At 66.8% G+C, this 26,368-nt stretch carries 24 protein-coding genes and 2 pseudogenes; 17 read left to right on the forward strand and 9 right to left on the reverse strand.

Annotation, left to right across the window (positions count from 1 at the left end; all coding sequences use genetic code 11):
• From AX018_RS15250 to AX018_RS15260, 4 genes and pseudogenes are all read left to right on the forward strand, one after another.
• A pseudogene (locus AX018_RS15250) lies at positions 1–218 on the forward strand (IS5/IS1182 family transposase); the annotation flags it as partial.
• Positions 219–627: 409 nt separating this feature from the next.
• The gene (locus AX018_RS15255) at positions 628–816 is read left to right on the forward strand and encodes a hypothetical protein (RefSeq protein WP_146749334.1); all 189 of its coding nucleotides are present in this window, start codon (positions 628–630) and stop codon (positions 814–816) included.
• A gap of 450 nt (positions 817–1,266) precedes the next feature.
• Positions 1,267–1,443: a hypothetical protein gene (locus tag AX018_RS25275; protein ID WP_170146277.1), complete on the forward strand. Its 177-nt coding sequence runs from the start codon at positions 1,267–1,269 to the stop codon at positions 1,441–1,443.
• A gap of 2 nt (positions 1,444–1,445) precedes the next feature.
• Complete coding sequence (locus AX018_RS15260) at positions 1,446–1,670, forward strand: hypothetical protein (protein ID WP_111878722.1); 225 nt, start codon at positions 1,446–1,448, stop codon at positions 1,668–1,670.
• Here the strand turns inward: AX018_RS15260 and AX018_RS15265 are convergent.
• Complete coding sequence (locus tag AX018_RS15265; protein ID WP_111878727.1) at positions 1,641–1,871, reverse strand: hypothetical protein; 231 nt, start codon at positions 1,869–1,871, stop codon at positions 1,641–1,643. The two genes, AX018_RS15260 and AX018_RS15265, sit on opposite strands and share 30 nt — an antisense overlap.
• Positions 1,872–1,997: 126 nt before the next feature.
• Between AX018_RS15265 and AX018_RS15270 the strand changes: the two genes are divergently transcribed.
• Positions 1,998–2,483: a hypothetical protein gene (locus tag AX018_RS15270; protein ID WP_245951570.1), complete on the forward strand. Its 486-nt coding sequence runs from the start codon at positions 1,998–2,000 to the stop codon at positions 2,481–2,483.
• A gap of 107 nt (positions 2,484–2,590) precedes the next feature.
• On the opposite strand, the gene AX018_RS15275 is transcribed toward AX018_RS15270, so the two are convergent.
• A complete protein-coding gene (locus AX018_RS15275) occupies positions 2,591–2,803 on the reverse strand; it encodes a hypothetical protein (protein ID WP_111878732.1) in 213 nt (70 codons plus the stop codon).
• 434 nt (positions 2,804–3,237) lie between these two features.
• Here AX018_RS15275 and AX018_RS15280 point away from each other — a divergent pair, with 434 nt between their 5' ends.
• Together AX018_RS15280 and AX018_RS15285 are read left to right on the forward strand one after the other, a co-directional pair.
• Complete coding sequence (locus AX018_RS15280; RefSeq protein WP_111878738.1) at positions 3,238–3,801, forward strand: JAB domain-containing protein; 564 nt, start codon at positions 3,238–3,240, stop codon at positions 3,799–3,801.
• Between the two features lie 120 nt (positions 3,802–3,921).
• Positions 3,922–4,224 carry a DUF5983 family protein gene (locus AX018_RS15285; RefSeq protein ID WP_111878741.1) on the forward strand — a complete coding sequence of 101 codons (303 nt, stop codon included), beginning with the start codon at positions 3,922–3,924 and terminating at the stop codon, positions 4,222–4,224.
• Positions 4,225–4,449: 225 nt separating this feature from the next.
• On the opposite strand, the gene AX018_RS15290 is transcribed toward AX018_RS15285, so the two are convergent.
• From AX018_RS15290 to AX018_RS15315, 6 genes and pseudogenes are all read right to left on the reverse strand, one after another.
• Positions 4,450–5,481 carry an endonuclease/exonuclease/phosphatase family protein gene (locus AX018_RS15290; protein WP_170146278.1) on the reverse strand — a complete coding sequence of 344 codons (1,032 nt, stop codon included), beginning with the start codon at positions 5,479–5,481 and terminating at the stop codon, positions 4,450–4,452.
• A 320-nt stretch (positions 5,482–5,801) separates the two neighbouring features.
• Entirely contained in the window at positions 5,802–8,264 is a 2,463-nt protein-coding gene (locus tag AX018_RS15295; RefSeq protein ID WP_211322449.1) for a DNA repair protein, read from the reverse strand.
• A gap of 175 nt (positions 8,265–8,439) precedes the next feature.
• Positions 8,440–9,756 carry a metallophosphoesterase family protein gene (locus tag AX018_RS15300; protein ID WP_111878749.1) on the reverse strand — a complete coding sequence of 439 codons (1,317 nt, stop codon included), beginning with the start codon at positions 9,754–9,756 and terminating at the stop codon, positions 8,440–8,442.
• A 15-nt stretch (positions 9,757–9,771) separates the two neighbouring features.
• Positions 9,772–11,052, reverse strand: a complete 1,281-nt coding sequence (locus AX018_RS15305) for a recombination directionality factor (RefSeq protein WP_111878848.1) — start codon at positions 11,050–11,052, stop codon at positions 9,772–9,774.
• Between the two features lie 435 nt (positions 11,053–11,487).
• A pseudogene (locus tag AX018_RS15310) lies at positions 11,488–11,622 on the reverse strand (transposase); the annotation flags it as partial.
• A 344-nt stretch (positions 11,623–11,966) separates the two neighbouring features.
• Positions 11,967–12,767, reverse strand: a complete 801-nt coding sequence (locus AX018_RS15315; protein ID WP_111878752.1) for an IclR family transcriptional regulator — start codon at positions 12,765–12,767, stop codon at positions 11,967–11,969.
• A gap of 156 nt (positions 12,768–12,923) precedes the next feature.
• Here AX018_RS15315 and AX018_RS15320 point away from each other — a divergent pair, with 156 nt between their 5' ends.
• The 8 genes from AX018_RS15320 to AX018_RS15355 are packed head-to-tail and all read left to right on the forward strand — an operon-like array spanning position 12,924 to position 23,282.
• A complete protein-coding gene (locus tag AX018_RS15320) occupies positions 12,924–13,907 on the forward strand; it encodes a tripartite tricarboxylate transporter substrate binding protein (RefSeq protein ID WP_111878754.1) in 984 nt (327 codons plus the stop codon).
• 23 nt (positions 13,908–13,930) lie between these two features.
• On the forward strand, positions 13,931–14,734 hold the full coding sequence (locus AX018_RS15325) for an enoyl-CoA hydratase/isomerase family protein (protein ID WP_111878757.1): 804 nt from the start codon (positions 13,931–13,933) through the stop codon (positions 14,732–14,734).
• A gap of 5 nt (positions 14,735–14,739) precedes the next feature.
• On the forward strand, positions 14,740–16,827 hold the full coding sequence (locus AX018_RS15330; RefSeq protein ID WP_111878851.1) for an acetate--CoA ligase family protein: 2,088 nt from the start codon (positions 14,740–14,742) through the stop codon (positions 16,825–16,827).
• Positions 16,824–18,878: a 3-hydroxyacyl-CoA dehydrogenase NAD-binding domain-containing protein gene (locus AX018_RS15335; RefSeq protein WP_111878759.1), complete on the forward strand. Its 2,055-nt coding sequence runs from the start codon at positions 16,824–16,826 to the stop codon at positions 18,876–18,878. Before AX018_RS15330 ends, AX018_RS15335 begins: the two co-directional genes overlap by 4 nt.
• Before the next feature lie 10 nt (positions 18,879–18,888).
• Positions 18,889–20,094 carry a 3-oxoadipyl-CoA thiolase gene (pcaF, locus tag AX018_RS15340; protein ID WP_111878761.1) on the forward strand — a complete coding sequence of 402 codons (1,206 nt, stop codon included), beginning with the start codon at positions 18,889–18,891 and terminating at the stop codon, positions 20,092–20,094.
• Complete coding sequence (locus AX018_RS15345) at positions 20,091–21,068, forward strand: tripartite tricarboxylate transporter substrate binding protein (RefSeq protein ID WP_170146279.1); 978 nt, start codon at positions 20,091–20,093, stop codon at positions 21,066–21,068. Before pcaF ends, AX018_RS15345 begins: the two co-directional genes overlap by 4 nt.
• Positions 21,065–21,919 (forward strand): alpha/beta fold hydrolase, encoded by an 855-nt coding sequence (locus AX018_RS15350; RefSeq protein ID WP_245951572.1) that lies wholly within the window; start codon positions 21,065–21,067, stop codon positions 21,917–21,919. Before AX018_RS15345 ends, AX018_RS15350 begins: the two co-directional genes overlap by 4 nt.
• A gap of 28 nt (positions 21,920–21,947) precedes the next feature.
• A complete protein-coding gene (locus AX018_RS15355; protein WP_111878764.1) occupies positions 21,948–23,282 on the forward strand; it encodes an MmgE/PrpD family protein in 1,335 nt (444 codons plus the stop codon).
• Positions 23,283–23,319: 37 nt separating this feature from the next.
• Here AX018_RS15355 and AX018_RS15360 read toward each other — a convergent pair whose 3' ends face one another.
• The gene (locus tag AX018_RS15360; RefSeq protein WP_211322450.1) at positions 23,320–24,399 is read right to left on the reverse strand and encodes an alpha/beta fold hydrolase; all 1,080 of its coding nucleotides are present in this window, start codon (positions 24,397–24,399) and stop codon (positions 23,320–23,322) included.
• A gap of 162 nt (positions 24,400–24,561) precedes the next feature.
• Between AX018_RS15360 and AX018_RS15365 the strand changes: the two genes are divergently transcribed.
• A complete protein-coding gene (locus AX018_RS15365; RefSeq protein ID WP_245951573.1) occupies positions 24,562–25,293 on the forward strand; it encodes an alpha/beta fold hydrolase in 732 nt (243 codons plus the stop codon).
• 84 nt (positions 25,294–25,377) lie between these two features.
• A complete protein-coding gene (locus AX018_RS15370; protein ID WP_245951574.1) occupies positions 25,378–26,361 on the forward strand; it encodes a Bug family tripartite tricarboxylate transporter substrate binding protein in 984 nt (327 codons plus the stop codon).
• The last annotated feature ends 7 nt before the right edge of the window (positions 26,362–26,368 follow it).

A 26,368-nucleotide genomic window follows, 5' to 3' on the forward strand; every position in this document is an offset into this window, starting at 1 on the left:
AAAGGGCCAAGGTGGAGCACGTGTTCGCCGGCATCCGGCACCTGGGAGGCAAGTTCGTGCGCACAATCGGGCAGGCACGGGCCACGGTGGGCATGACGATGATGGCTGCCTGCTACAACATGAAGCGGCTGGCGTCCTTCTTGGAGCGGGGGGTGGATGCGTTCTTCAAGCCAGCGGCTGCCAAGGCACGGGTGCGCCTGCAACCGGCAAAAGCGTGAGTCGCAGGGGCCGCGAGGCCCCGCGGGCACGGGGCTGCGCCCCCTGGGCAGGTGCCAATAGTGCATTCCAGGCGCTGGTATATGCCGTCTATGGCCTTGAGGCTCTTCAGGTCAGGGGTTGTGAGAGGTTCCCTGAAGTGTGGACGTCAGCAATGGGTCGGGACCGCAAGTTCAAACAGCAACGAAGCAGTCACTGGCGCAGCGCGAATCGTTTTGTGAAAGCTCTATGGCTGCTGTTCTTCATGGAGCCGCCATTCGGGCCAGCGCCTGTCGCCCACACCAACGACGGCTTGGGGCCAAGTAGCGTGAATACGACCGGCGGCAGCCACCGGCAGCACCCGCTGCACTGCCGACGTTCAGGTTGATGAAGTGGACGACAGCATAGGGCGCATTCCAGCCGTTGTTCACGATGCCGAAACAGCCGTCTCAGGAGAAAGTGCGTCGCTTTGCCCACGATTTTTTGGCGGCTCTGGACCGCCAGATTAAAGATCTGTCGGCATGGAGGATGGAGCTGCCTTCACTGAAGCACCTGTTCAGTTCGCCGAGTCAGGCGTTCACGTTTGCTGAGATGCCCAGCGGCAACGCACCCACCGCGTGAAACGCGGTGCAACCCCCGCCCAGGCAGGCGATTTCGGATGGCAATGCCACCGGCGCAGGCACCTCCTGAGCCGGCCGCTCCATACTGGCCGAGCTTCCCGTGGGCATCGCGTCCACCAAGCCTTCCTCGTGGCCCTGGCCGCGCCGAAGTCCAGCCCAGCTGGCGTCGCAGTCGTCACCTGCCCACAAGCTCCCCGGCTTCGGTCGGGGCGGTTGCTCGTGCAGCCGTGAGTTCCTGTCGGCCCCCGGGCTGACGCGTCCGCATGGTCGGCTGCTTCATCGCAGAAGGCCATTGAGCCCAGGGCCCGATACCGCAAGGTGTTGGGCCTCCATCCCATGCCGGCCCTTCAGGCCGGTATCCGAGCCGCCTCGCTTTGCGAGGCATACCCGAACGGGGACCCCAGTCCCCGCCAGGGTCGTTGGGCGTTCCCCTTTTTCCAAGGAGAACCCCATGCTTGCTGTCACCACAGCCGTAGAACCGCGCCGCATCCCGGTGCTGCTGGGTGGGTCCGGCCTCGCCGCCCATCCGTCCGTCCCGCATCGCAAACTGCCGGTGCTGCTGCGGCCCCAGCCTTGCCTCGGCAAGTGCATGGGCCATCCGTGCGCGCGATGCCGCGTCGTGGGTTGATCATGGCGATCGACCTGTACCGGCGCCGCGTCGCGGCCACCGTCGTCGAACTGGCCCGGGAAGACCCCTTCCTGGTCCAGGAAGTCATCGCACGCCTGCGGGCCGCAGGCGAGATCGAAGCCGAAGATCTGGTCTACCTCGATCAGATCGCCGATCGCTGGATCGCGATCGCCCAGGCCAATGCCCGGCAAGGCGCTTCAGCGCACGCGCGTCAATCGCGCGGGTAGCGTGGCTCCCGTTGCCGTGGCGAGCGCCCCGGCAATCTTGTCCAGCAGTTCCGGGCGTTCATCGGCCAGAACACCGACCCATCGGGTCAGTGCCTGGTCGAGATCGTCCTGTGTTCGCGCCCCGCCGATGTCGAGTCCGAGTTTTCGGAGATCCTCAATCTCGGCGGGCGTGAACCGGAGTGAGTGGCCTGCACGAAGCATGTGTGGGCAGTCCAAGGCGGGTGGGAGGCCAGCTTAGCAGGCCCTGGCACCACCGCAATGCAACCCTGGGAGACTGACGCCTCCCGCGGGGGGTATGGCGCATGCATCCCGCAAGCTAGGAGAAAGATGATGACCGTGAACGGACCGCGCGCCACGTCCAGGCGCCGAACCATCGCACAGGAGGAAGAGCGCGCGTGGGTATCCTTCTACCGCCGCGCCAAGGATGCAACCATCGCGTCCGAAGTATTGGAGCAGCTCGAGGCTGACCCGGAGATGAAGCGCGATCACCTTGCGCTGTATCTGTGTTGCCGCGAGGCGCTGCGCCTTCAGCAAGCCCGCGAGGCTCGTCAACAGCGCATTGGCCAGTTCGTGCGCTGGCTGTTCGGCGGGCTGTTCATGCGTGCGCCGAAGGCGGCACGCGATCTGGCCGTGGCATGCCTGCCCGAGACCCGCGTGGAGCCCGCCAACGCACAGGTCCAGCGGATGATTGCGAAGAACCCCAAGGTTCGCGCGTCGCGGGCCGCGTTCCAGGCCTCCGCCGGAGCACCTGCCGCACCGACGGGCGTGGATTCCGTGGATGCCGCGCCCCGAGTGGTTCAAGCCAGTGGCTGAGCCTTTTTTGCACCCCGTTCCCCCGGCCGCAAGGCCTGGGGAACGCCCGGGTGTGCCCGCCGTCCGATTCCCTCCTTCACGCCCCTCACACCCTGCCGGTGCGGGCTTCACGCCGCCAGGCACCGCGCCACCTCCTGGTCGATCATCCAGTGAAGGAACTGCGTATCCAGCGAGGCTCCCCAATAGTGGGCCTTGCATCGCGCAACGTAGGCCTGAAGGTCCGCCAGGGTGCGGATGCCCACCGGCTCGACGTCGGTGAGCCAGCGGAAATACTCGATCTCCTTGCGGGTCAAGCGGATCTGGGTACCGAGGCGGATCATGCGAACTCCGGAAGGGCTCCATCCTGCCTCCATTCCAAGCGACCGCAGGCGGCTGAACGGTCCCACAGCAAGAAATTTCTCTGCTGTCATTCCGATGACACCAAGACGTCATTGCAATGCCAATCATGGGTGCATGTACCCAAATCGCCACACTGCGGATTCCCCCTGGTCGACATTCGCCATGGCCAACCGACGGCTATCGCCCGCGTTCTCGGTACCGGCCCGCGCTGCCTTCTTGCCGGGCTCCCGCAGATCGATGAAACTCGGCCAATGCTTGTCCTGCCCTTCGAGGAGGCTTCCGGCCCGCGCCGGCGCCGCAGACGTTACCTGCATTGAGACCAGCGTGCCGACTCGCGTTGCGCACCCACATCCCACCGGGGACGCCGTCCCCGCGGGAACTGGCGTCCCCTCCATTCTTCCTTTTGGAGACCGCCATGAATGCCATCATGAGCCGCGAGGCTCTCATCGACGAGCTGTTCGCCACGGCCTTGCGCCCTGCCACCGCCATCGCCAGCGATGTCTGCGACCGCTCACGGGTAGCGCGCGAACACCAGTTGCACCGCGCCCTGGGCATCGCCAGGGAACTGCTTCTGGGAGATCTGCAGACCGACCTGCGGCACGCACCGCTGATGGACCGCCCTCAGGCCCTGCGCGAGTGGCTGGCCCTGCGTTTCGCGGGGCTGGACCGCGAGGTCTTCCTCGTCGTTTTCCTGGATTCGCAGCATCGCCTGATCGATTCGGACACGATGTTCCGCGGGACGCTGACACAGACCGCGGTCTATCCGCGAGAGGTGGTGCGAGCCGCCTTGGCACACAATGCGGCAGCGGTGGCATTCGCCCACAACCACCCCAGCGGTGTCCCCGAGCCCAGCCGTGCGGACGAAGTGCTGACCGCCACGCTCAAGACCGCCCTGGCACTGGTGGACATCCGCGTCATCGATCACTTCATCGTGGCAGGCGACCAACTGGTGTCGATGGCCGAGCGAGGCTTGATGTAGCCAGCGCCCTGCCCTCCGGTCGGCGGATCGCCGATCGCCACCTCCCGGACGGGTATTCGAGGAACCCGGCCCGGCCCCCCCACCGCAGCGGGGACCGGGCACTTTGTAGAAGGAGCATCCATGGACTCTGACTGGATCGATCGCCTGCGAGAGCTGGCCGAACCATTGGTCGCCTTGTCACTCTCACACCTCACGCCCTCCACGCGCAGACGCCTCAAGACGGACGATCTCTCCGTGAACGCCTATCCCACCGAATTCGGCGGCTTCGTCTTCGTCGGCGCGCCGCGCCACAGGAATCCCGTGGAAACGGACCTCGCCTCCATCTTCGAGGCCGCCGAGCGGGCCGGTGTGGTGTGGCTCAAGTTCGACTGCGAGGCCCCCGTGATCAGCGGGCTGCCGACGTTCGCCCCGGAGTTGGAATAACGCGCCACCGCGCCAATTCGTCGTCTCCGAGAGACTTGAAAGCCGGATCCGGTCCGGCGCGGGCCCTGGGCCAGGATTCGATGGTCCCGGGCCCGTCGACTTGGCTAAGCCCGAAGAGCCTCCAGACCTCGGTCGGCCCGACGGCGCCCACCCCGGCCGTCGACGCCCGACAAGTCGGCCATGCAGTCCCCGCCGATGGCCGGCGCGCACCCGCCGCAAACTCCCTCAGAACTCGATCTCGGCCACTACGGGACAGTGGTCCGATATCGCCAGCAGCGGGTCCGGGTACTGTGGCGGCTTCGCGGCGAGCGAAGCACCGAGCGGGCCGACAGGCACCTTGCGCGTGGACTTCACGCTGGCCGCGAGGGATTGCGAGACGAGGACGTGGTCCAGGCCGACCGGGTTGCGGCACCCGAGTCCCGTGGAGGCCACGAGCACGGAGCGCTGTGCGGACGTGAGTTTCGCGGTCTTCGACGCCTCGCAGGCAGCCACGACCTCCGCAGTGCCCGGACAGGTCGCCGACAGCAGTTCGGCTCTGGTCGATGCGGGCACGCCGTCGTTGACTTCCAGGACGAGGTTTCTCGTTACCACCGACGCCGCGCGCGGCTTTGACAGGTCGGTCTCGCCATCGCTGCGCACCGGCTCCGATCCCGCGACCTTGTTGGCCTCGTGCCACAGGTTGCGATTGAAGTCGCCCAGGACGATGAAATGGTCCGCGCCCACCGGCAACTGCTCCCACGCCTCCTCCAGCGGGCGCACCTGCTGCTGCAGGACGGGACAGGGATCGTCGGCCCCGGTATTGCCGTCGAGGCGATCGCCTTCCAGCGAGGACACGCAACTGGACTTCAGGTGCACGGTGAGAAAGCGAACCTTCTTTCCCCGGATGTCCAGGGTCACGGTGTAGCCGGGCCGCACCTGCTGCTGCGGTGCGAGTTGCGGCAGCGACAGCGCCGGTACGTCGGCGCAGGCCTGCGCCGCGCTGCCCAGCGTCTTGCGCCACGCGAACGCCAATCGCTGGACCTTGTACGCCCCATCAAAGGAGCAGACGTTGTAGTCGCCGGAAGCCGCACCGAGGGCTTCCCTCACGGCCTGGGTGCCGGACACCTCCTGGAAGGCGATGACATCGGGCCGGACGTCTGAGGACAGCACCCTCGCGATCTGCGCGAGCCGCTTCGCATAGGACGCCGCCGTCACGTCGATGCCTTGCCGCGACACGGTCGTGTAGACGGCACAGGGCGGCATCAGCGAAAGGTCCACGCCTTCCAGCGTCGCCCGCGATTCCGTGATCTCCCATCCGCGCCTGGCGTCCGGCGTCCCCGCGGGAGCGAGACGCCAGACCCCCTGGCCGTCCTTGGCATAGGTCTTCGAGCACTGCGCGATCCAGGGGGAAGCTCCTGCTGGGACACATGCCAGCCAAGGTTCCACGTGGCGATGCGCAGCACGTCGGCGCTGGCCAGCAACGGCATGCAGGACAGGGCAATGAGGCCCCATCGTCGGTGTTTCGGTTTCATGTTCTCCCCCTTGTGAGGAAGATCATGGAGGATGGTCTCCTGGCACGCAAGTCGTCCTTGCTGTCCTCATCGGCGGCCGTCGGCGAAAGCCTCCGGTGCGTCCCGCACCCTCCACCGCTCCAGGTCGATCACGGCATCCGCCATCATGGTCAGTTCCGGCGTCTGCGACACGAAATACTCGCGCTCATAGCCACCCAGGCGCAGAACCGCACGTTTCATGCTGAGGAACATGCGCTTGTGCTCGACGTCCAGCGCACCATCCGCCTCGTCCGTGAACAGCGTCGTGTACTGGCGCCCGGTGTGCAGCGCCAGGTAGAGGGCGATGGCACGGGTCATGCAGGCCTCGATCCAGGTTTTCTCCCCTCCGCTCATCAGGCCGACGCTCTTGGTCTCGCCCGTGGCTCCGTCGTGCACGACGATGTCGAAGCCTTCGCGCTGATCTCCCTTGCTGGTCTCCAGCAAGGTATGGATGGAGACCGTGAAGCGCGGTCCATAGCAGGCGAGCAGGAGATCGTTGGCCAGCGCCGACAGCGCGGGGCCGGCATCGTCGATCGCCAATGCGATCAGGCCATCGTTGCTCATGCAGCGTCCCAGAAGGGTCCAGTTCGCGATCTCGTTCTCCACCTTCGCACAGTGCCCTTCGGCGTGCGTGCGCCGCTGTGCCAGGGCCTTCGCCTGCCGGTCCAGGTCCTCGGTGGCCTGGACGTCGCGCAGGGCCTCCAGGCGCCGGCTCTGGCAGGCCCCCAGCGCCCCGCGCGCCTCGCTCACGGCGCTGGCCGCGCTCGCGAGCTGCCGCTCGTCGCACCCTTGCGGCAAGAGCGCGATCGAGCGGTCGATGCGCGCCAACGCATCCCGCGAACGCCGCGATTCCTGCGCCAGTTGCTGAGCGATCGTTGCTCGGGAGGCAGATATCTGCCGACGCTCGGCCTCCTCCTCTGCGGTCGGCTGCGATGCCGCGGATTGCGGCCCCAGCGCGTCCATCTCCTGCTCGACCTCGGCCAGCGTCACCGCGGCCTGGGCACAGGAGTCGACCTTGGTCGCGAGCAGCGCCAACCGGCCGGCACGCCCGCACGCCGCGGCCTCGCGGTGTTCGGCCCAGCTCAGCTTCCGGGGCGCGTCATCCAGTGCCTGGCACCGCCGTCGCGCCTCGGCCAGTTCGCTGCGGACCTGTGCCCTCTGGCGCGCGCACTGCGCCACCAGCGCACTCGCGTCGGGCAGCAGCGCCTGCGCTTCGCGCGCATCGCCCAGCAGCTTGCAGCGCCCCTGCAAGTCGGTCCCGGCACAAGGCACCTCGGAGACCAGACTGAAGCGGTGGCTCAATTCCTCGTTCCGCAGCACCGCCTTGCCAGCCTCCCGCTCGATGGCCGCCAACTGCTGCTCTGCCAGATGCGCCGCGTGGCGCGCCTGGGCCAACGCCTGGACCTGAGCGCGACACGCGAGCACGATCGCATGGCGTGCGCCCTGGATACGCTGTGCCACCGCCAGCCGCCGCGCCGCCCGCCGCACCGCGGGGGCCTGCGCGAGTTCCTGCAGGCACCGGCCCCGGGACCGCTCGAGCGATTGCCGGCGCTCCTGCTGCTGCGCCCGCCGTTGCCGCGCGCGTCGCTCCAACCTGTCGAGCCGCTGGCCTTCGGCCTCATCCTGGGCCTGCAGGGTCCGGATCGTCACTGCGCTCGCCTCCATCTCGGCCCGATGGTCCGCGCGCAACTGGCGGCGCTGCTGCTCGATGGCGCGCTGCCGCTCGAACGCGGCGGCCAGACGGGCATGCCGCCCCTGCGCTTCGTCCAGACAGGACTGCGCCGCCAACGTGGTGGCATCGGCCTGCGCCACCCGCGCCGCCGCGCCCTCCACGCGCAGCCGGGCGGTCGCGATGCGGTCCGCCTCCGTGTCCAGGGTCACCAGTTCCTGGCGCAGCAGCACGAGCCCCGTCTGCAGCAGGCGCGCCGTCTCGCCGGCCTGCAGTCCCACCCGGCGGATGGCCTCCTGCCCGAGCAGGTCACCCAGCAGGCTCTTGATCTCGGCGTTGCGGTAGGTGTTGAGCTGCCGCTTGCCCTGCGCGGCGAACACCGAGGCGAAGAACGTCTCGGCGCTGCCGCAGATGTGCTCGACGCACGCCGCGTAGGACTCCATGCGGCCGTCGGAGACGGTGCCGTCCTCCAGCGCGACCGGGCGCCAGGCGCCATCGCCGTCCAAACGGTGCAGGAAGGCTTCGGTCCTGCGCCGGCCCTGAAGCCGGATGACGATCTGGGAGCGGTAGCTTCGGCCCTCGTGCGCCCAGACCAGGTCCTTAGCGGACTCGGCAAGATAGACGTGGTCGTAATAGGAAAAGCCCCCCGCCCCGCCGGCCGACGCCCGGCTGGCCAGAAGGTTGTAGGGGGTGAGGTTGTCCATGACCGTGGTCTTTCCGCTGCCGTTGGGACCGGCGATGGCGATGAGCTGGGCGTCGTCCGCGAGGCGCTGGAGGTCCAGCGTCAGTTCGGACAGCCCCAGGCCATCGCGGATGCCGCGAAAGCCCTTGAGCGTCAGCATGAGAGGCTGCATGGGGATTCCTTTCCGATGAGAAGTCGATGGGGACACTCTCCCATCTGTGACCGTGCTTTCAAGAGGCGAGGGGCGCCGGGAGCCTGGCGCCCAACGGTGCGCCAGGATCGTGGAGACGAAAAGGCCGGCTGCCCGGGCACTCCCTGCCCGGGCCCTAGCAGCCCTAGCCCGGCACGGCGTGCAGGGCCTGCCCCGCGGCACGCATGCCCGCTGGCCGTGGTGCCGAGGGCAGCAAGGCGGCCGTATCGGGTGCTGCAACGCCCTGCTGCAGCACCCGCGCAGCGATGTCCTCGGGTGACGCCTCGGCCAGTGCCGCGAGACAGCCCAGCAAGGGCTCGGCACGCACCTCGGTGATCCGAGCCCACTCGCGCAGTTGGTCGTCCATGCGCGCCAGCCTCGAGATCCCTTCCGCGCGCGCACGTGTCACGGGCACGATGCGCCCCTCCAGCTGCGTGTCCGCCGCATCGGCCAGCACGCGCAGGATGGCATGGCGATCCACTGCGCAGCGCTCCTCCTCGGGCACCGTCCAGCGCACGCGCACACTGGCCCCGGCGACGTCCTGGCGGGCCACGGCATCCCGCAAGGCATCGAGATCGGGGCGCCCCTCGAAAACGATGTCGATCGTGCGGCGCGCCGGCGTCGCCTCGAGCCGGCACCCGGCGGCCTCGGCTTCCACCTCCCACAAGAGGAAGCCCTTGTCTCCGTCTTCGCCATGGTGGAAGCGTCCGATCGAGCCGGCGTACGCAATGGCCTGCACCCCCGCGTCGCCCTGCTGGGTCCATGCCTGGTGCCGGTGGATATGGCCGAGCATGACGGCCTGGGCCTGCGCGGCAAAGAGGGCCCCGGTGGTGAATTCATGATCGAAGCCGGCCATGGGAACACCATGCTCGGTCACGCAACCGAACACCGTGCCATGCGAGACCCCGATGGTGGGCAGGCCCTGCGCGCGCGCGAGGCGGTGCGACGGCGCGAAGCCCGCCAGCAACTGCGCGAGTTGCTCACCCACGGCCTGGGCCGCCTGCGTCGCGCCAACGGTGGCCGCCACGGTGGCCTTGTTGACGGTCGGCAGGCACGAAAAGATCGCGACCGCGCCGGACGGCAGGCAGGGGAAGCACCATTCGGGCGAAACCACCCACCGCCCCTCACGCGTCAGCGCGACCTGCTGGATGCGGTCGGCCACATGGATGGCGTGTCGTCCGCCGATCGAGCGGAAGATGTTGAGCGTCCCCGGGGGCTCGTGCGAGTACGTTCCCTGCAGCAGCAGCACCGGGCAGTGGTCGGCGAGCCTGCGCACCTGGGCCGCCAGCCGGGCGGCGGCGGGCGCGTGCAGGTCGAGCGCATGGTCCGTGGCGTCGCCCGAGATGACGGCAGCCTCGACGCCGAGCACGGCAGCCCGGTCGATGGCGGCGCCGAAGCAGCGCTCGGCCTCTGCCAGATTTTTAGCACCGTAGTGCAGGTCGGAGAAGTGTGCGATGCGCATGCGTTCCTCCGCCCTTCAGGCGCCCGGCCGCAGTTCGGCCTCGATCTTGTCGAGGTAGCCCTCCGGATCGCGTGCATAGCGCTCGAGCTCATCCCATGCCCGGCCACGGCCATGGGGGTTGACGCGCCAGCCCCGGCCCCAGCGGCGGTCCGCATACTCGCCAAAGCGCTCCGGGTCCATGCCCATGCCCTGAACACGCGCCATCACGGCCTCCAGCGTCGGGCGTCCGGAGCGCGGCTGCGGGCCCTCGCCACAGGCCGCATCCTCCAGGCCTCCGGCCCCTTCGACCGCCAGCCCACGCACCGCCGCAACCCCTCCTCCGAGTACCTGGGTTGCAAGCTGCGCCTGCGCAACGACCGTCTCCTCATCATCGGGCTCGCGCAGCAGCGCCGTCACATCGACGGGCGCCTCCAGTTCGATGATCCATTGGGGCACGCGCACGGCCCGGCCTTGCCCGTCGATGTGTGGCACCTCCTTGAGCACCTTGCTCAAAAAGAAGGTCGTCCGATCGCGCCCCAGGAAGCCGGAGATACGTCCGCCACGCATCATGGCGATGGCCTGGAAGCGCTGGGTGGCCGCGCTCATCGCATAGAAGCTTGTGGTGGGCAACTCCAGCGCGCTGATGGAGCGAATGCCCGGGATAAAGAACAGGAACCGTCCCGTCAGATTGCATTGGCGCGCCTGGTACTCAGGGCAGCATTCCGGGTCGCAGATGCCGCCGTTGTCTTCCCGCTGTACCGCTTTGCGCCCGCCGAAGATGCGGATGGTGCGCCGTCCTGTGTCGTCCACCGGCACCGGCGCATGCCGCATGCAGTGTCGCACCCGCCCATCGGGCGAGTACTGCGACCAGAAGCGCTTCTCGTGGGTACTCCATGCGGCGAGTTCGTGGGGCATCACGGTCTGCCAAAGGTCCGCGGGAAAGACGACGGGAAAGCGATAGAGGCGATGGCCCTGGCCGCGGTCCTCTCCGTAGGCGTCGAGAATCTCTCGCGCCATCTCCGGGTTCGCGAAATCCGATGCACGCACGGTGAACCACGGGACGTTGCGCGGCACGAGCGGGGACTTCAACTGCGGCAGCGCTTCGGCCAGCGTGCGCTCGATCTGCTCGAAGGACCGGCCCTCTGCCACACCCTGGGCGTAGATGGCCTTGGCCTGCGCATGTTCAGCCGCCTTGCGCGTGAGCACCATGATGCCGGGACGGATCCTGCCTCCCGTAGGGATACGCGCCGCGGCCTCTCCCAGCAGCGTGGGAGGGGCTGCAGGCGGGCCCAGTACTTTAACGACAGCATGGCTCATCGGACACTCCTTCATGAACATCGGGACATCCCGACGATTCATGCTCTCGCTCCAATAGGCCTCGTCAAGTTGCGTCCGGTAACCGGATCGTCGAACTGCTGCCTGAGCTGGAGATCGCGAAAGCCAGGCGATAGCATTGCTGGTATGTCAACCGCCAATCGCCAATACCAAGTCCAACTGCGCGGGGTTCAGACGATGGACGCATTCTCAGCCGCATTCAACGAGGGCCTCATAAACGGGGCGGGTGGTCATTGGAATGGCAAGAGCTGGGATGCCTTCAATGACTATCTGAGCTGGCCAGTTGAGGAGTCGTATGCCCTAGTCCTTGACGGCTGGACCAGCTGCAAGGCCCTGAACGAGCGCGACCGGGTGATCTTCGAAGAAATACTCACTGACAACTCGCACGTCTCCGTAAGCCGAACATAGTCGTGCCGAGCCGTCTAGACCGACGAAGCACCGATACAGCGGACGCTCGTGCAGTTCTTCCTCCATCGCCGGGTCGCTGAGGTTCCACCACAGCTGCAGGCAATGGATGCGCAGCATCGTCTCGATAGCGAATGGTGGTCGACCACTCAGTGCCCGGTGCGCGCCGCGCGCGTGGGTGGATGTAGCGGGCCAAGATAGACATGAATTTCGGCTCGTCTTGAACAGAGAGACCGAAAGATCTTGAACGGTCGTTTCGGCATCGTGATCAACAGCTGGAATGCGCCCGTTGCAGCCCATGAGCATACGGCGTCGAAGGTCAGCACCGGGACCGACTGCAGACGTTGGAAGTTTGTTCATCAGCGTTCAGTTTGGACGCTCGGGCTGACTTCCCCATTTGTAGGCGGCTCGACGCGCTTGCTGCCCCGTATAGACGGGCTCGATGCTTCGGTGAACTGCGAGTTGCTCAAGAACTGGTTCGCCGAGAGCAGTCAAGTGTCCAAAGTGCCCCGCGCGATGTCTCTTCGTACCACCGCGACCAGATTGAGCAACGCTGGAGAAAACTGTTTCGCTACCCGTGCCGCTGACTCTGCGGTCGACAAACTGAGGTTGAACACGTACGTAGCATCATCCACCGCCAATGGTGCTGCCAGCGCAACCACTTCAGGTTGCCAAGATGCTGAACAGTAACCCTTCTCGGCCACATCCATCCGTGCCCCCTCAATGGATCGCGCAAGTTCGCCCCACCCATCCGGGCGGCGGCTGCGAAACACCGCCATCAGCGCCTTGCGCCTAGGTTCCGGCGCGACTGCGAGATAGGCGCGCCCCAGCGAGGTCAGTTCCATCGGCACTCGCTGCCCGGACACCACATGCCGCAGAGCCACGCGCCGGGCGTAGCGGATCGACTCCAGATAGACCATTTCGTCGAGGTCTGGCGCGGCGAGCCCGACGTTGACGCGCTGGCCTTCTGCCAAAGCTCGCATATGAGGCGCGGCAACCGTCAACACGCGCGACCCTGAGCGCATAGCGTGGCCCAGGCTCAGCACGGCCGGGGCCAGTCGATAGGCGCGGCGGGCGGTGTCCAGTTGCAGCATGCCGGTGCCCACCAGCGTCTGCGTCAAACGGCTTACCGTGGACTTCGACAGGCCTGTGCGCTCGGCCAGTTCTCCGTTCCCCAGCAGCTCCGAGCCCTGCCGGAATGCACGCAGCAATTCGATGCCACGTTCAAGCGACCGGTTGGCAGGCGACTGGCCTGGCTTGTCTTCGGCAATCACATTTCGCGCAGCGTTCATGCGTGGCTCTCCTGTGGCAGATGGTACTTCGGTTCCACTGAATGGAATTGGCGGGGTTACTTTCTGGGTCGATCTTCCTAAGCTACGGCCACGGTGATCGCACACCGACGCCGCCACCCGCCAGGGCCTCGCGCGCCCCATCACGGAGACATTCACATGCGTCAGCCAAGCTTCCAACTCATCCGCACGTTCGCCAAGCCACTGCTCATCGGCGCCGTCCTGGCCGCAGGCGCTGCCTTTGCCAGCACCTTTCCGCAGAAGCCCGTGCGCATCGTCGTGCCGTTCGCACCTGGTGGCGGCACCGACCTGATCGCCCGCACGCTGGGTCAGGAAATGTCCAAGGACCTCGGTCAGCCCGTCATCATCGACAACAAACCCGGTGCCGGCACCATCATCGGCACCGATGCAGTCGCCAAGGCGCAGCCCGATGGCTACACCCTGGTGATGGCCAGCTTCGCGCATGCCGTCAATCCCAGCCTGCAACCCAAGCTGCCGTTCACCAACGACAAATCCTTCGCGCCGGTGATCCTGGTCGGCCGCGGCCCCAACGTTCTGGTGGTACGCCCGGCCAGCCCGTTCAAGACGGTGCAGGACGTGCTCGCCGCCGCCAAGGCCAGCCCGGGCAAGCTGACCTACGCGTCACAAGGCGCAGGCACTTCGGCCCATCTGGGCGGCGAGATGTTCGACAACCTGGCCAAGGTCAAGACCGTGCACATCCCGTACCGCGGCGCCGGCCCGGCGATGACCGACCTGATGGGTGGGCAGGTCGACATGTTCTTCGGCACGGCCGCCGCCGTGGCGCCCTTCGTCGAGCGTGGCCAGTTGCGCGCCATCGCCGTGACCAGCGCCCAGCCTTCGGCCGCGTTCAAGGGCATTCCGACCATCGCCGAAACCATCCCAGGTTATGCCGTAGAGAGCTGGTACGGGCTGTATGCCCCGGCCGGCACACCGAAGGATGTGATCGCACGCCTGAATGCGGCCGCCGCCAAGGCCGCGCGCGCTCCGGACTTCACGCGCAAGGTGGAGCAGGAAGGCCTGGCCATTGCTGCCGGCGACCCTGCGGAACTGGACGCCTACGTGCGCGGCGAGGAAAAGCGCTGGGCCCGTGTCGTCAAGGAGAACGGCATCAAGGCCGACTGAACAACCCCATCGAGGAGAACCCCATGAGCTTCACACTGATCAACCTGGACGTCGCGGCCGGCATCGCGACCATCACCCTGAACCGTCCCGACAAGCGCAACGCCATGAGCGATGCCATGCGCAGCGAGTTCATCGAAGCGCTGGAACAGGTGGCCGCCAACAAGGCCATCAAAGCCCTGGTGCTGACCGGCGCGGGCAAAGGCTTCTGCGCTGGCGGCGACATCGCCGGCATGGAAAAGCGCATGAACGCCCCGACCGGCGAAGTCGGTTTCAACGGCTGGCACCGCCAGCAACGCGTGCACCACACCCAGGCGCTGCTGCACACGATGCCCAAGCCAGTGATCGCTGCCGTGAACGGCGCAGCTTCCGGCTTGGGCGCCGATACGGCGCTGGCCTGTGACTTCATCATCGCCAGCGAGTGGGCCAGCTTCACCTGGTCGTACATCCACCGCGGCATCATCCCCGATGGCGGCGGCATGTACTTCCTGCCGCGCCGCGTCGGCCTCCCCAAGGCCAAGGAGCTGATCTTCACGGGTCGCGCCGTCAAGGTGGACGAGGCCGTGGCGCTGGGCATCGTGGACCGCAAGACATCGGGCGAGACGCTGGTCGCCGATGCTCAGGCCTGGGCCGCCGAGCTAGGCAAGGGCTCGGCCACGGCGCTGGCCCTGACCAAGACCATCCTGAACCAGAGCTTCGAACTGTCAGCTCACCAGGTTTTCGCCCAGGGCAGCCAGGCCCAGGGCATTTGCTACACCAGCACCGAGCACCGCGCCTCGGTGATGGCCTTCCTCGACAAGTCCGCAGCCGCCCCGGCCGCCAAGGAGTGATGACCATGAACGCCATTTCCCGCTTGCTCCAGCCGCGCAGCGTCGCCGTGATCGGCGCATCCGCCGACGCCGGCAAGACCGCTGGTCGTCCCGTCTCCTACCTCGTCAAGCACGGCTTCAAGGGCGACATATACCCCGTCAACCCCAAGGTCGACCGCATCGGTGAGCTGACCTGCTACCCCGACGTGGCGGCACTGCCTGGCGTGCCCGACGTGGCCATCGTGCTGCTGGGTGCCGAACGCGCGCACCTGGCCGTGCGCGACCTGGCCGCCCGGGGCTGCGCGGCCGCCATCGTGCTGGCCAGCGGATACACCGAGACCGGCGAAGATGGCGCACGCCGCCAGAAGCAGTTGATCGAGGCTGCCGGCAGCATGCGTATCCTGGGGCCCAACACCATCGGGCTGGTGAACCTGACCGACAACATCGTTCTGTCGGCCACAGGTGCGCTGGAGATGGAGCACTTTCCGGTAGGCGGCATCGGCGTGGTGTCGCAAAGCGGCGGCATCCTGGGTGCGTTGCTTTCGCGTGCGGCGGCACGGGGCATTGGTCTATCCAAGCTCATCTCCACCAGCAACGAGGTGGACCTGGAACTGGCCGACTTCATCGACCATCTGGCCGACGATGAGGCCACGAAGGTCATCGCGCTGTATGTGGAAACGGTGCGCGACCCCGCCAAGTTCCGCAACGCCTGCCTGAAGGCGGCTCAAAAGGGCAAGCCCGTGGTGGCGTTCAAGATCGGCCGCTCGGAAGCCGGCGCCAAAGCTGCTGTCTCGCACACCGGCGCCCTGGCCGGTGCCGACCGCATGTACGACGCGCTGTTCCAGCAGATCGGCGTGATCCGTGCGCAGACCTTCTCCGACCTGCTGGACATTCCCTCTGCGTTGGCCACGGGCCGCAAGCTGCACGGCAAGCGCGTCGCGATCCTCACCTCCACCGGTGGTGCCGGCACGCTGGTGTCTGACGACCTTGGCATAGCTGGGTTCGACACGTCCGCACCGGATGCGGCCACGGCCGAGGCACTGCGTGCCCTGCAGACCGGTGACCACGCCGTGCTGGACCGCAATCCCATCGACGTGACGCTCGCCGGCCTCAAGCCCGACCTGTTGCGCGGCGCCATCAACGTGCTGCTCAAGAGCGACAGCTACGACGCACTGACCATCATCGTCGGCTCTTCCAGCCTCGCCATGCCGGAACTGCTGGCCGGTGCCATCCAGGACTGCCTGCCGAACTCCGACAAGCCTGTCATCGCCTATGTCAGCCCGCATGCTCCTGAAGTCGGTGCGTTGCTGACGCAACGCGGCGTGCCGGCCTTCGCGGCAGCTGAGAGCTGCACGGCAGCGCTGCAGGCGATGTTCAAGGCCACGCAGCTCAAGCCCCAGGTCGATGCCAGCGCAGCGGACCAGCCGGTGGCGGTGGACGACCTGCCGGCCGGATCGCTCGATGAATACCAGGCCAAGCAGTTGTTCACGCGCTTCGGTGTGCCGTGCGCCGGCGAACGCATCGTGGCGACGCCGGCCGAGGCTCAAGCCGCAGCGCGCGAGCTGGGTGACCGTGTAGTCCTGAAGATTCTGTCGGCAGAAATCACGCACAAGAGCGACGTGGGAGGCGTGGCGGTCAACTTGACGGCCGACAACGTGGGAGAGCGCCTGTCCGCCATGACTGCCGAGGTCGAGGCCAAAGCAGGCGTGCGGCCCAAGCGCTTCCTCGTGCAAGAGATGGTCGGCGGCGGCACCGAGCTGATCCTGGGCATGCATCGCGATGCGCTGGGAACGGCCATCCTGTTGGGCATGGGCGGCGTCACCGCGGAACTGTTCAAGGACACCACCATGCGCCTGCTGCCACCGGAGGGCGGCCTGTCGCGCGCCGATGCCCTGGCCATGGCGCAGCAGCTCAAGACCTGGCCGCTGCTGGACGGCTTCCGTGGCCGTCCCAAGGCTGATGTGGATGCCCTGGTCACGGCCATCGTGGCGTTCTCTCAGATGGCGGCGCAGCTCGGTGAACGATTGGTCGAAGCCGAAATCAACCCGGTGTTCGTCCTGCCGCAGGGTCAGGGCGTCCGCGCGGCCGACGGCGTCGTGGTGCTGGCCTCATGAACGCCCCGGCAACGAACCAGGTTCGCCTGGAGCGCGACGGCGACGTCGCCGTCATCTGGATCGACAACCCGCCGATCAACGCCGGTTCGGCGGCGGTGCGCACCGGGCTGCTGCACGCCGTTGATGCCGTGGCGCGTGACGAAAGCTTGGTTGCCGCAGTGCTCATCGGCGCCGGCAAGACCTTCATTGCCGGTTCGGACCTGCGCGAATTCGGCCAGCCATTGGCTGAGCCGCAACTGCCGACGGTTATCGCTGCAATCGAGGCTTGTGCCAAGCCCTTCGTGGCGGCCCTGCAAGGGGCTGCACTCGGTGGTGGATTCGAACTCGCTTTGGGGTGCGATGCACGCGTGGTTGCGCCTGGCACGGTCGTGGGTTTGCCTGAAGTCACTTTGGGCATCATTCCCGGCGCAGGCGGCACCCAACGGCTGCCGCGCCTGGTGGGTGTGCCGCGTGCCATCGCCATGGTGTGCGCAGGCGAGCGCGTGAAGAGCACTGCGGCGCTCGCTTGCGGCTTGGTAGATGCGCAGATCGACGGGAATCTTCGTGCAGCTGCGGTCGAATACGCACGGGGCCTCGCCGGTAAAAAGCGACGCTTGCGTGATCGCGCCGTGCCGTTTTCCGAACCCCAGGCCGTAGAAGACGCCGCTGCCGCGGCACTGAAGACTGGCAAAGGCCGTCCGGCCGTCGTCGCTGCCATCGCAGCTGTGAAGGCGTCTGCCGTTCAGGAATTCGCTGCAGCGCTGGCCGGTGAGCGTGCGGCGTTCCAGCAGCTGCGCGTGTCGCCTGAGGCCGCAGCGTTGCGTCACCAGTTCTTTGCAGAGCGCGACAGTGCCAAACACCCATCTCTGGCGAAAGTGGTACCGCGCGCCGTGGGCCGTGTCGCGGTCATCGGCGCGGGCACGATGGGTACGGGTATCGCCATCGCCGTGCTGGATGCCGGCCTGGAGGTGCTGCTGCTGGAGCAGGACAGTGCGGCGCTGAACCGTGGCTCGACCCGCATTCACGACCACTACGCAGGCCGGGTCCGTGCCGGCAAGATGGCGCCCGAAGCGGCGCAGTCTCGCCTTGCGAAGCTGCGCAGCAGCTTGGAATGGAACGATCTCGCCGAAGCGGACCTGGTGATCGAAGCCGTGTTCGAAGACCTGGACGTCAAGCGCCAGGTGTTCGCGCGCATCGACGCCGTGGCCCGCCCAGGCGCCGTGCTCGCCAGCAACACCTCGTATCTGGACCTCGACGCCATCGCCAGCGCGACCACAAGGCCGCAGGACGTGATCGGCCTGCACTTCTTCAGTCCTGCCAACGTGATGCGGCTCATGGAGGTGGTGCGCGGCAAGGCGACTGCCCCCGATGCTCTGGCAACCGGCCTGGCCGCGGCCCGCAAGCTGGGCAAGCTGCCGCTGTTGACGGGCAATGCCTTCGGCTTCGTCGGCAACCGGCTCTACGCGGCCTACCGACGCCAGTGCGAGTTTCTGATCGAGGAAGGCGCCTGGCCCGAACAGGTGGACGCCGCCCTGCAACGCTTCGGCTTCGCCATGGGGCCCTTCGCCGTGGCCGACCTGTCGGGCCTGGACATCGCCTGGCGCATGCGCCAGGCCCAGGCCGCCACGCGCGACCCGTCCGCGCGCTACGTGAACATCGCCGACCGTCTGTGCGAAGCCGGGCGCCTGGGTCGCAAGACTGGCGCCGGCTACTACCGCTACCCCGAGGGGGGCAAGGCCGAAGTGGACGAAGGCACGCACGCGTTGATCGCGCGGGCGCGCGCCGAGAAGGGCATCGTGCCGCGGACCATCGACGAAGAAGAAGTGCAGCGCCGCGTGCTGCTTGCCCTGGTCAACGAGGCGGCGCTGCTGCTGGCCGATGGCGTTGCCGCGCATGCCGCGGACATCGACGTCGCACTGGTCAACGGCTATGGCTTCCCCCGCTGGGAAGGCGGGCCTGTGTTCTGGGCGCGTACGCGTGGCCAGGAAGCCCTGGCACGCGACATCGACATGCTCGCCGAGCGCAGTGGCCCGGGCTTCGTGCGCGGCGACCTCCATCAACTATTCCAATGAGACATTCACCATGACGCAACACGCCTACATCTGCGACGCGGTTCGCACCCCCTTCGGCCGCTACGGCGGCAGTCTGTCGTCGGTTCGCGCCGACGATCTGGGCGCCGTGCCCTTGAAGGCGCTGATGGCACGCCACCCCACGCTGGACTGGGAAGCTGTCGCGGACATCATCTACGGCTGCGCCAACCAGGCCGGCGAGGACAATCGCAACGTCGCACGCATGTCGGCGTTGCTCGCCGGCCTGCCTGTCGGTCTGCCTGGCAGCACGGTGAACCGCTTGTGCGGTTCTGGCCTGGATGCACTGGGCACGGCGGCACGCGCCATCAAGGCCGGCGAAGCGGAGCTGATGCTCGCCGGCGGTGTAGAGAGCATGAGCCGCGCGCCGTTCGTGATGGGCAAGGCAGAAAGTGCGTTTTCCCGCGCGGCAAAGATCGAGGATACGACCATCGGCTGGCGGCTCATCAACCCGCGCATGAAGACCTTGCACGGCGTGGACAGCATGCCCGAGACGGCTGAGAACGTCGCCACCGACTACGGCATCTCCCGCGTGGAACAAGACCGCATGGCCCTGGCCTCGCAGCGCAAGGCCGTTGCCGCACAGCAGCGCGGGTTTTTCGACGCAGAAATCGTGCCGGTCACTGTGCCGCAGAAGAAGGGTGACGCGCTGGTCGTGTCGCGCGACGAGCACCCGCGCGAGACCAGCCTGGAGGCATTGGCGAAGCTCAAAGGGGTGGTCCGTCCGGACGGCACCGTCACGGCAGGCAACGCATCCGGTGTGAACGACGGCGCCTGCGCGCTGCTGCTGGCCAGCGAAGGCGGTGCGGCGCGGCACGGCTTGACGCCGCGTGCACGTGTGGTCGCGATGGCCACGGCAGGTGTGCCGCCTCGCATCATGGGCATGGGTCCGGCGCCGGCGACGCGCAAGGTGCTGGCATTGGCCAGGTTGACGCTCGCGCAAATGGACGTGATCGAATTGAACGAGGCATTCGCTGCGCAGGGCCTTGCCGTGCTGCGCGACCTAGGCCTGGCGGACGACGACGCCCGCGTCAACCCGAACGGCGGTGCCATCGCGCTGGGACATCCTCTGGGTGCTTCGGGAGCACGTCTCGCCACCACGGCCGTCAACCAGCTTCACGTTAGCGGGGGGCGTTACGCCCTGGCCACGATGTGCATCGGCGTTGGCCAAGGCATCGCCGTGGTCCTGGAGCGGGTATGAGCCGGCGCATCAACCTGCGACGCGCGCTTCTGGCCGGTCTGGCTGCTGCCGTGGTCAGCCCGTGGGCCATGGGACAAGCATTCCCCGGCAAGCCGCTGCGGATGATCGTTCCCTTTCCTGCCGGCGGCGGTACCGACGCCATGGCGCGCGCCCTCGGCGATGCGCTGTCGCGCGACCTGGGCCAGCCTGTGATCGTGGACAACAAGTCTGGCGCCGGCACGGTGATCGGCAATGACGCGCTGGCCAAGAGTCCACCCGACGGCCACACCCTCTTGCTGAACACGAGCGCCATCGCCATCGTGCCCAGCCTGCACCCCAAGCTGCCATACCCTGCGGCGACCGCGTTTGCGCCGGTCATACTGCTCGGCCGCGCACCGAATGTGGCCGTGGTGCGGACCGAGAGCCCGCTCAAGTCCGCTGCGGAGTTCGTCGCGCAGGCCCGCGCCAAGCCTGGGCAGATGGCCTATGGGTCTGCTGGCAATGGCACGTCTACGCATCTCGCGGCTGAATTGCTCAAGAGCACGGCCAAGGTGTTTGTCACCCATGTGCCTTACCGAGGAGCCGCGCCGGTCATCAACGACGTGATCGCTGGCCAGATCGACCTGGCCTTCGGTACCCTGCCCAGCGTGGCGCCCATGCTCGCGGGCGGCAAGCTGCGCGCACTGGCCGTGACCAGCGCCGAGCGCTCGCCGCTGCTGCCCGATGTGCCCACTTTTGCCGAATCGGGCGTCCCTGGCTATGACGCGGACGTTTGGTACGGGGTGTTCGTGCCGGGCGCGACGCCGCCTGCCATCATTGAGCAATTGCACGCAGCGATCAAACGTGCCGCGCAGACGGAGGCCTTTCAGCGCCGCGCTGCTGCGGAGGGTTTGGCGCTCACCATGGACAGTCCGCAGGAGACCGCGCGCATCGTTCGCTCAGAGGAAGCCAAGTGGAAGCGTGTCATCAAGGACCAGTCCATCAAGATGGAATGAACCTGCTGCGCACCATGCAACACGACGAGCAACCTGCAGGCGACCGGATGGCAGCGCTGGAACAGCGCATGCAGCGTCATGTCGTGCAAAGCCATGGTGGGCAGGTCGTGTGGTGGACGTTGGGCTCCGGTCGACCTCTCGTGCTTTTGCACGGTGGACATGGCAGTTGGCGGCATTGGGTGCGCAACGTCGAAGCCTTGACCACGCACCGCAGCGTCTGGGTGCCAGACATGCCTGGCTATGGCGATTCCGACGCGCCTGCCGAGCCGACGATAGGCTCGTTGCTGGACCGGCTGACCGGTAGCCTCGATGCATTGCTGGGCCCGTCGACGTCCATCGACTTGGCCGGTTTCTCCTTCGGCGGGCTGGTGGCGGCCCACCTGGCAGTCGGTCGACGTGGAGTGGACCGGCTGGCGTTGCTGGGACCTGCAGGGCACGGTGGCCCTCGGCGCCCAAGGTCCGAGCTGGTGTCGTGGCGTCATGTAGTTGATGACGCCGCGGCGCTGGCCCAGGTCATGCGACACAACCTCCTCGCCCACATGCTCCACCAGCCAGACAGCGTCGACCCGCTGGCCCTGCGTGTCCACACCGAGGCTTGCCTGCAGACGCGTTTCAGGAGCAAGGGCATCTCACGCGCGGGCGGCCTTCAGGCCCTGTTGCACCAAGCTACTTGCCCGGTGCTGCTGGCTTGGGGCGCCCATGACGTCACCGCGACGCCCGAGCTGCTGGCACCAGAGCTGGCGGCCTGCCATCCGCGCAGCCGCACCGCCATCGTGGCGGACGCCGGTCACTGGGTGCAGTACGAATCTGCGCCGGCCATCAATGCGCTGCTGCGCGACTGGCTGGCCTGATCCCCAACATTTGAAAGACCATCACACCATGCACGCCACTGAAGTGTTCGGGCGCTACGCCGAAGAGTACCGCCACACCGTCCTCACCGATGACGTGATCCACCATGCCAAGCGCGCCGTCATCGACTGGTACGCCTCGCTATTCCCTGGCCTGGCTGCAGACCCGCTGGCCCAGCTCGAACAAGTGCTGGCAGAAGACCTGGACCATGGCCGCGCACGCCTGGGCAATGGACGCAGCGCCACAGCTCGAGCCGCGGCGCTGTACAACGGCACGGCCGCACATGCGGCCGAGGTGGATGACAGCTTCCGGGACGCGATGTACCACCCTGGCGCCGCCACCATCGCCGCAGCGTTGGCGGCCAGCCAGGATACAGGGGCCACCGGCCTGGACTTCCTGCGGGCGCTGGTGCTCGGCTACGAGGTCTCCACGCGCATCGGTGTGGTCATGGGCCGGCCTCACTACAAGTTTTGGCACAACACAGGAACCGTCGGCAGTTTCGGGGCTGCGGCCGCCGCTGGCGGCGCGCTCGGCCTGGGCGCGCAGCCTTTCGCCCATGCGCTCGCCACGGCCGCCACCTTCACTGCCGGCCTGCAACAGGCTTTCCGCATGGACTCCATGTCGAAGCCGCTGCACGCCGGTCGCGCCGCAGAGGCCGGCCTGCTGGCCGCGCAGATGGCTGCGCGCGGAGTGACCGGTTCGCCGGATGTGCTCGACGGCGAGGCCGGCCTGGGCAAGGCGATGAGCAACGGCCCGGACTGGTCTCAAGCAGGCGCGACCTTGGGCCGAGACTTCCACATCACGCGCCTGACCTTCAAGAACCACATTGGCTGCGGACACACCTTTGCCGCCATCGATGCTGCGCTTGCACTGCGCGAGCAGCACAGCCTGCAGCCGCAGGACATCGCCCATGTCCAGATCGACACGTACAAGCCGGCGCTGGACATCGCGTGCTACGAGCGGCCGACGACCGCCAATGAGGCCCGCTTCAGCCTACGCTACGTGGTGGCAACGGCGCTGGTGCGCGGCAGCGTGCGGCTGGCAGCGTACGAACCTGAGCAACTCGACGACCGCCGCACATGCGAGCTCATCACGCGCATTGACGCGCGCATCGATCCCCAGATCGACGCGGCGTTTCCGGGGCAGCGCGCCGCGCGGTTGGAAATCACGACACGTGGGGGCGAGAAGCTGGTGCACCTGCAGCCCAACCGCAAGGGTGACCCGGAGCTACCGCTGTCCGATGCGGAGCTGGAAAGCAAATTCCTCGAACTGGCGACGCCAGTGATCGGCGAGCAGCGTGCCACCGACTTGCTACAACGCATTTGGAGCCTCGACCAAGCCTCTGACCTGCAGGGCCTGGTCTGACGCCTGACCGCGTTCAGTGAGATGCGACCGGAGGCACTCAGCCCCGGTGCCGATCAAGGAAAGCGAGCAACGCCGCGGCAAGCTCCGGCCTGGCCGGCGCTGTGGAATGCGAGGCACCGTCGACAGTGACAAGCTCCATGGTCGGGTTTAACGCGCGCATCGCCCGGAACTCGGCCAGGTAGGGGTCGGCTGTGCCGACGATACCCAGCGTCGGCACACGGATGGCACTCACCTGCTCGTGCGAGAGCAATGCGCGCGCTCCACCTCGCCGAGATGCGGCCAAGGCGCGGTAGTCCTGCCCGGCCAAGTCCTTTGCAGACATCTGGCGGATCACTTCATCGGACGGCGCCGGCTGGTCCTTGGGCCACAGCCGCAGAATCTGCGATTTCTTCGATCCGACCTCCATCTCGGACGCTTCAATGTCCAGCTTGCGCTGGTCATCGGCCGTCCACCGAAAGCGCGGCGTCGCACCAGCGAGTACGCAGGTCTTGAAGCGCTCCGGCGACTGGACGACCTGGTAGCCCGTCAGGATCGCTCCGAGGGAGTAACCCACGATGTGCCCGCGCGCCTGGCCGACATGATCGAGCAAGCGAATGGCATCTTGCGCTGCCTGCGGGCCGTACTGCGCAGCATCGTGGGGCTTGCCGCTGAGGCCATGACCGCGGCCGTCGAGCGCGTACACCCGGTACCGCGCCGCGAGCTTTTGAAAAACGCCGGTGTCCACCCACTGCCGCTCGGCACTGCTGGAGAAGCCATGCGTGAGAACGACGGTTTCGCCTTCGCCAGCCTGCAGGTAGCTGATTTCGACACCTGCAGATTGGAAGCTGCGCCGAACCGGTATCCCCGCCGACGTTGCACAGCCTGTCAGCGCAACGAGCGAACCGGTCGCGCCCGCCAGCAGCGTGCGGCGCCGCATTCGCAGGCTGCTGGCATCAGGTGCGTTCAGTGAGAGGGCAAAGGGTCGAGTCAAAGAGGTCTCCTGGTTGAAGTGGTGCTGACTTGTACCGACAGCGATCTTCAAAGGACAGCCCCAAGTTCCATTCCTTGGAACTCGTCTGGAACCGACAGGGGTGCACCCTTCCAATAGCTGAACGACATAGCTGGTATAGGCGCTCATAGCTTTTGCTTGGGCTCTGCGAAGCCCAGACTGCGTTCCATGAACAACACAACGACAGAGACAAGTGGTGCGACCCGCCGTCTGGTCCACTACATACCGAGGTCTGGCGCGGAGCCGGTTCAGATCGAGTATGCGGATCAAGGTACTGGACCTGTTGTCTGCATGCTGCCTTCGCTGGCACGCTCCGGACGCGACTACGACGAGGTGGCTGCAATGTTGCAGCGTGACGGGTTTCGCGTGATCCGTCCCGAACCACGGGGTATCGGTCAGAGCGCAGGTCCGATGCACGCGCTCAGCCTCCATGACTTTGCCGCCGATGTTGCGGCCGTGCTCGACCAGGAAGCTACTGGGGCCATCGTGGTCGTCGGCCATGCGTGGGGCAGCCAGCCTGCTCGGATGCTGGCGGCGGATCGTCCGGACTTGGTCCGCGGTGTCGTCATGGCGGCTGCCTCGGCGGGCAAGCTGCCGCCCGGCTCGACCGAGAAGCCGTATAGCCGTCTGCGCGATGCTATCGACGGCGCCGGCGACATGACCTTGCCGGAGGCGCAACGTGTCGAGTGCCTGCGCCGGGCATTCTTCGCGCCGGGCCATGACCCCCGCGTCTGGCTGGAAGGCTGGAGCGCAACGGCGCATGAGGCACAGAGCCACGCCCGAAACAACACGCCTGTGGACGACTACTTCTCGGCAGGCACTCGGGTGCCCATCCTGGACCTGCAGGCCGAGTACGACGCCGTGGTCGTGCCGAACGTGATGCAGGCCTACCTGGGCGACCGGGTGACGGTGGAGACGATCCGCGACGCGGGCCATGCCATGGCGCCGGAGCAGCCTCAAGCCATGGCCAACGCCATCGCCGCGTTCGCTCGGCGCGCGTACAGCGAACCTGCCGCCGGCTGATTCGCCCATTCACACCAGAAGCCTGCAAGACCGCCGCCCCGACGGCGCGCCGCAAAACCATTCCACAGCCTCAAGGAGACATACTTGTTCAAGAACTACACCGCCGCCGCTCTCCAGACTGCTCTCGTGAGTGCGGCGCTGTTCAGCGGCGCGCTGGCCACCGCCCAGACCTATCCGAACAAGCCGATCCGTATGGTGATCCCGTACACGCCGGGCGGCTCCATCGACAACGTGGGCCGCATGGTGGCGGACCAGCTGCAGCGGCAACTCGGACAGCCCATCGTGATCGAGAACACACCAGGCGCGTCGGGTGTGCTTGGTGCTTTGAACGTGAAGAAGGCCAAGGCCGACGGCTACACGCTGCTATTCAACGCGTCCAGCCAGGCCTACCTTCCGTTGGTGGTTGCCAAGAAGACCTACGACGCCGAGCGGGACTTCACCCCTGTCGGTCAGATTGGCTTCGTTCCTTTGATCGTGGCGGTCAACAACGAGGTGCCGGTCAAGACCTTCACCGAGTTCGTCAAGCTTGCGAAAGCCAATCCCGGCAAGTACACCTGGGCAACGTCCGGTCTGGGCACGACCAGCCATCTGAGCGAAGAGATGGTCAACCGCGCCATGGGCCTGCAGATGGAAATCGTGGCCTACAAAGGCGCGGTCCCCCAACTGACCGACGTGGTCGGCGGTCATGTGTCGGCCGCGATTTCGCCAATGCCTGGCGTGACATCTTTCGTTCAGGCTGGCCGGCTGCGACCCCTTGCCGTGACCAGCAAGACGCGCATTCCTGCACTTCCCGACGTGCCCACCCTAGAGGAAAGCGGTATGCCCGGATTCGAACTGTTGTCTTGGTACGGCATTTGGGGACCTGCCGATCTGCCTCCCGCCATCGTCGAACGCCTGAACGCAGAAATTGGCAAAGCGGTGCAGGTTCCGGCGCTGAAGGCCAAGTTCGCGGAGCTGTCGTTCGTCCCGACGCAGTCCACGCCAGCCGAGTTCCGACAGCTCATTGCCGACGACCTGAACAAGATCGGCAAGGCCGTGAAGGAAGCGGGCATCCGCATCGATTTCTAAGCATCAG

This window comes from Paracidovorax anthurii (assembly GCF_003269065.1).
Classification (GTDB): Bacteria; Pseudomonadota; Gammaproteobacteria; order Burkholderiales; family Burkholderiaceae_C; genus Paracidovorax; species Paracidovorax anthurii.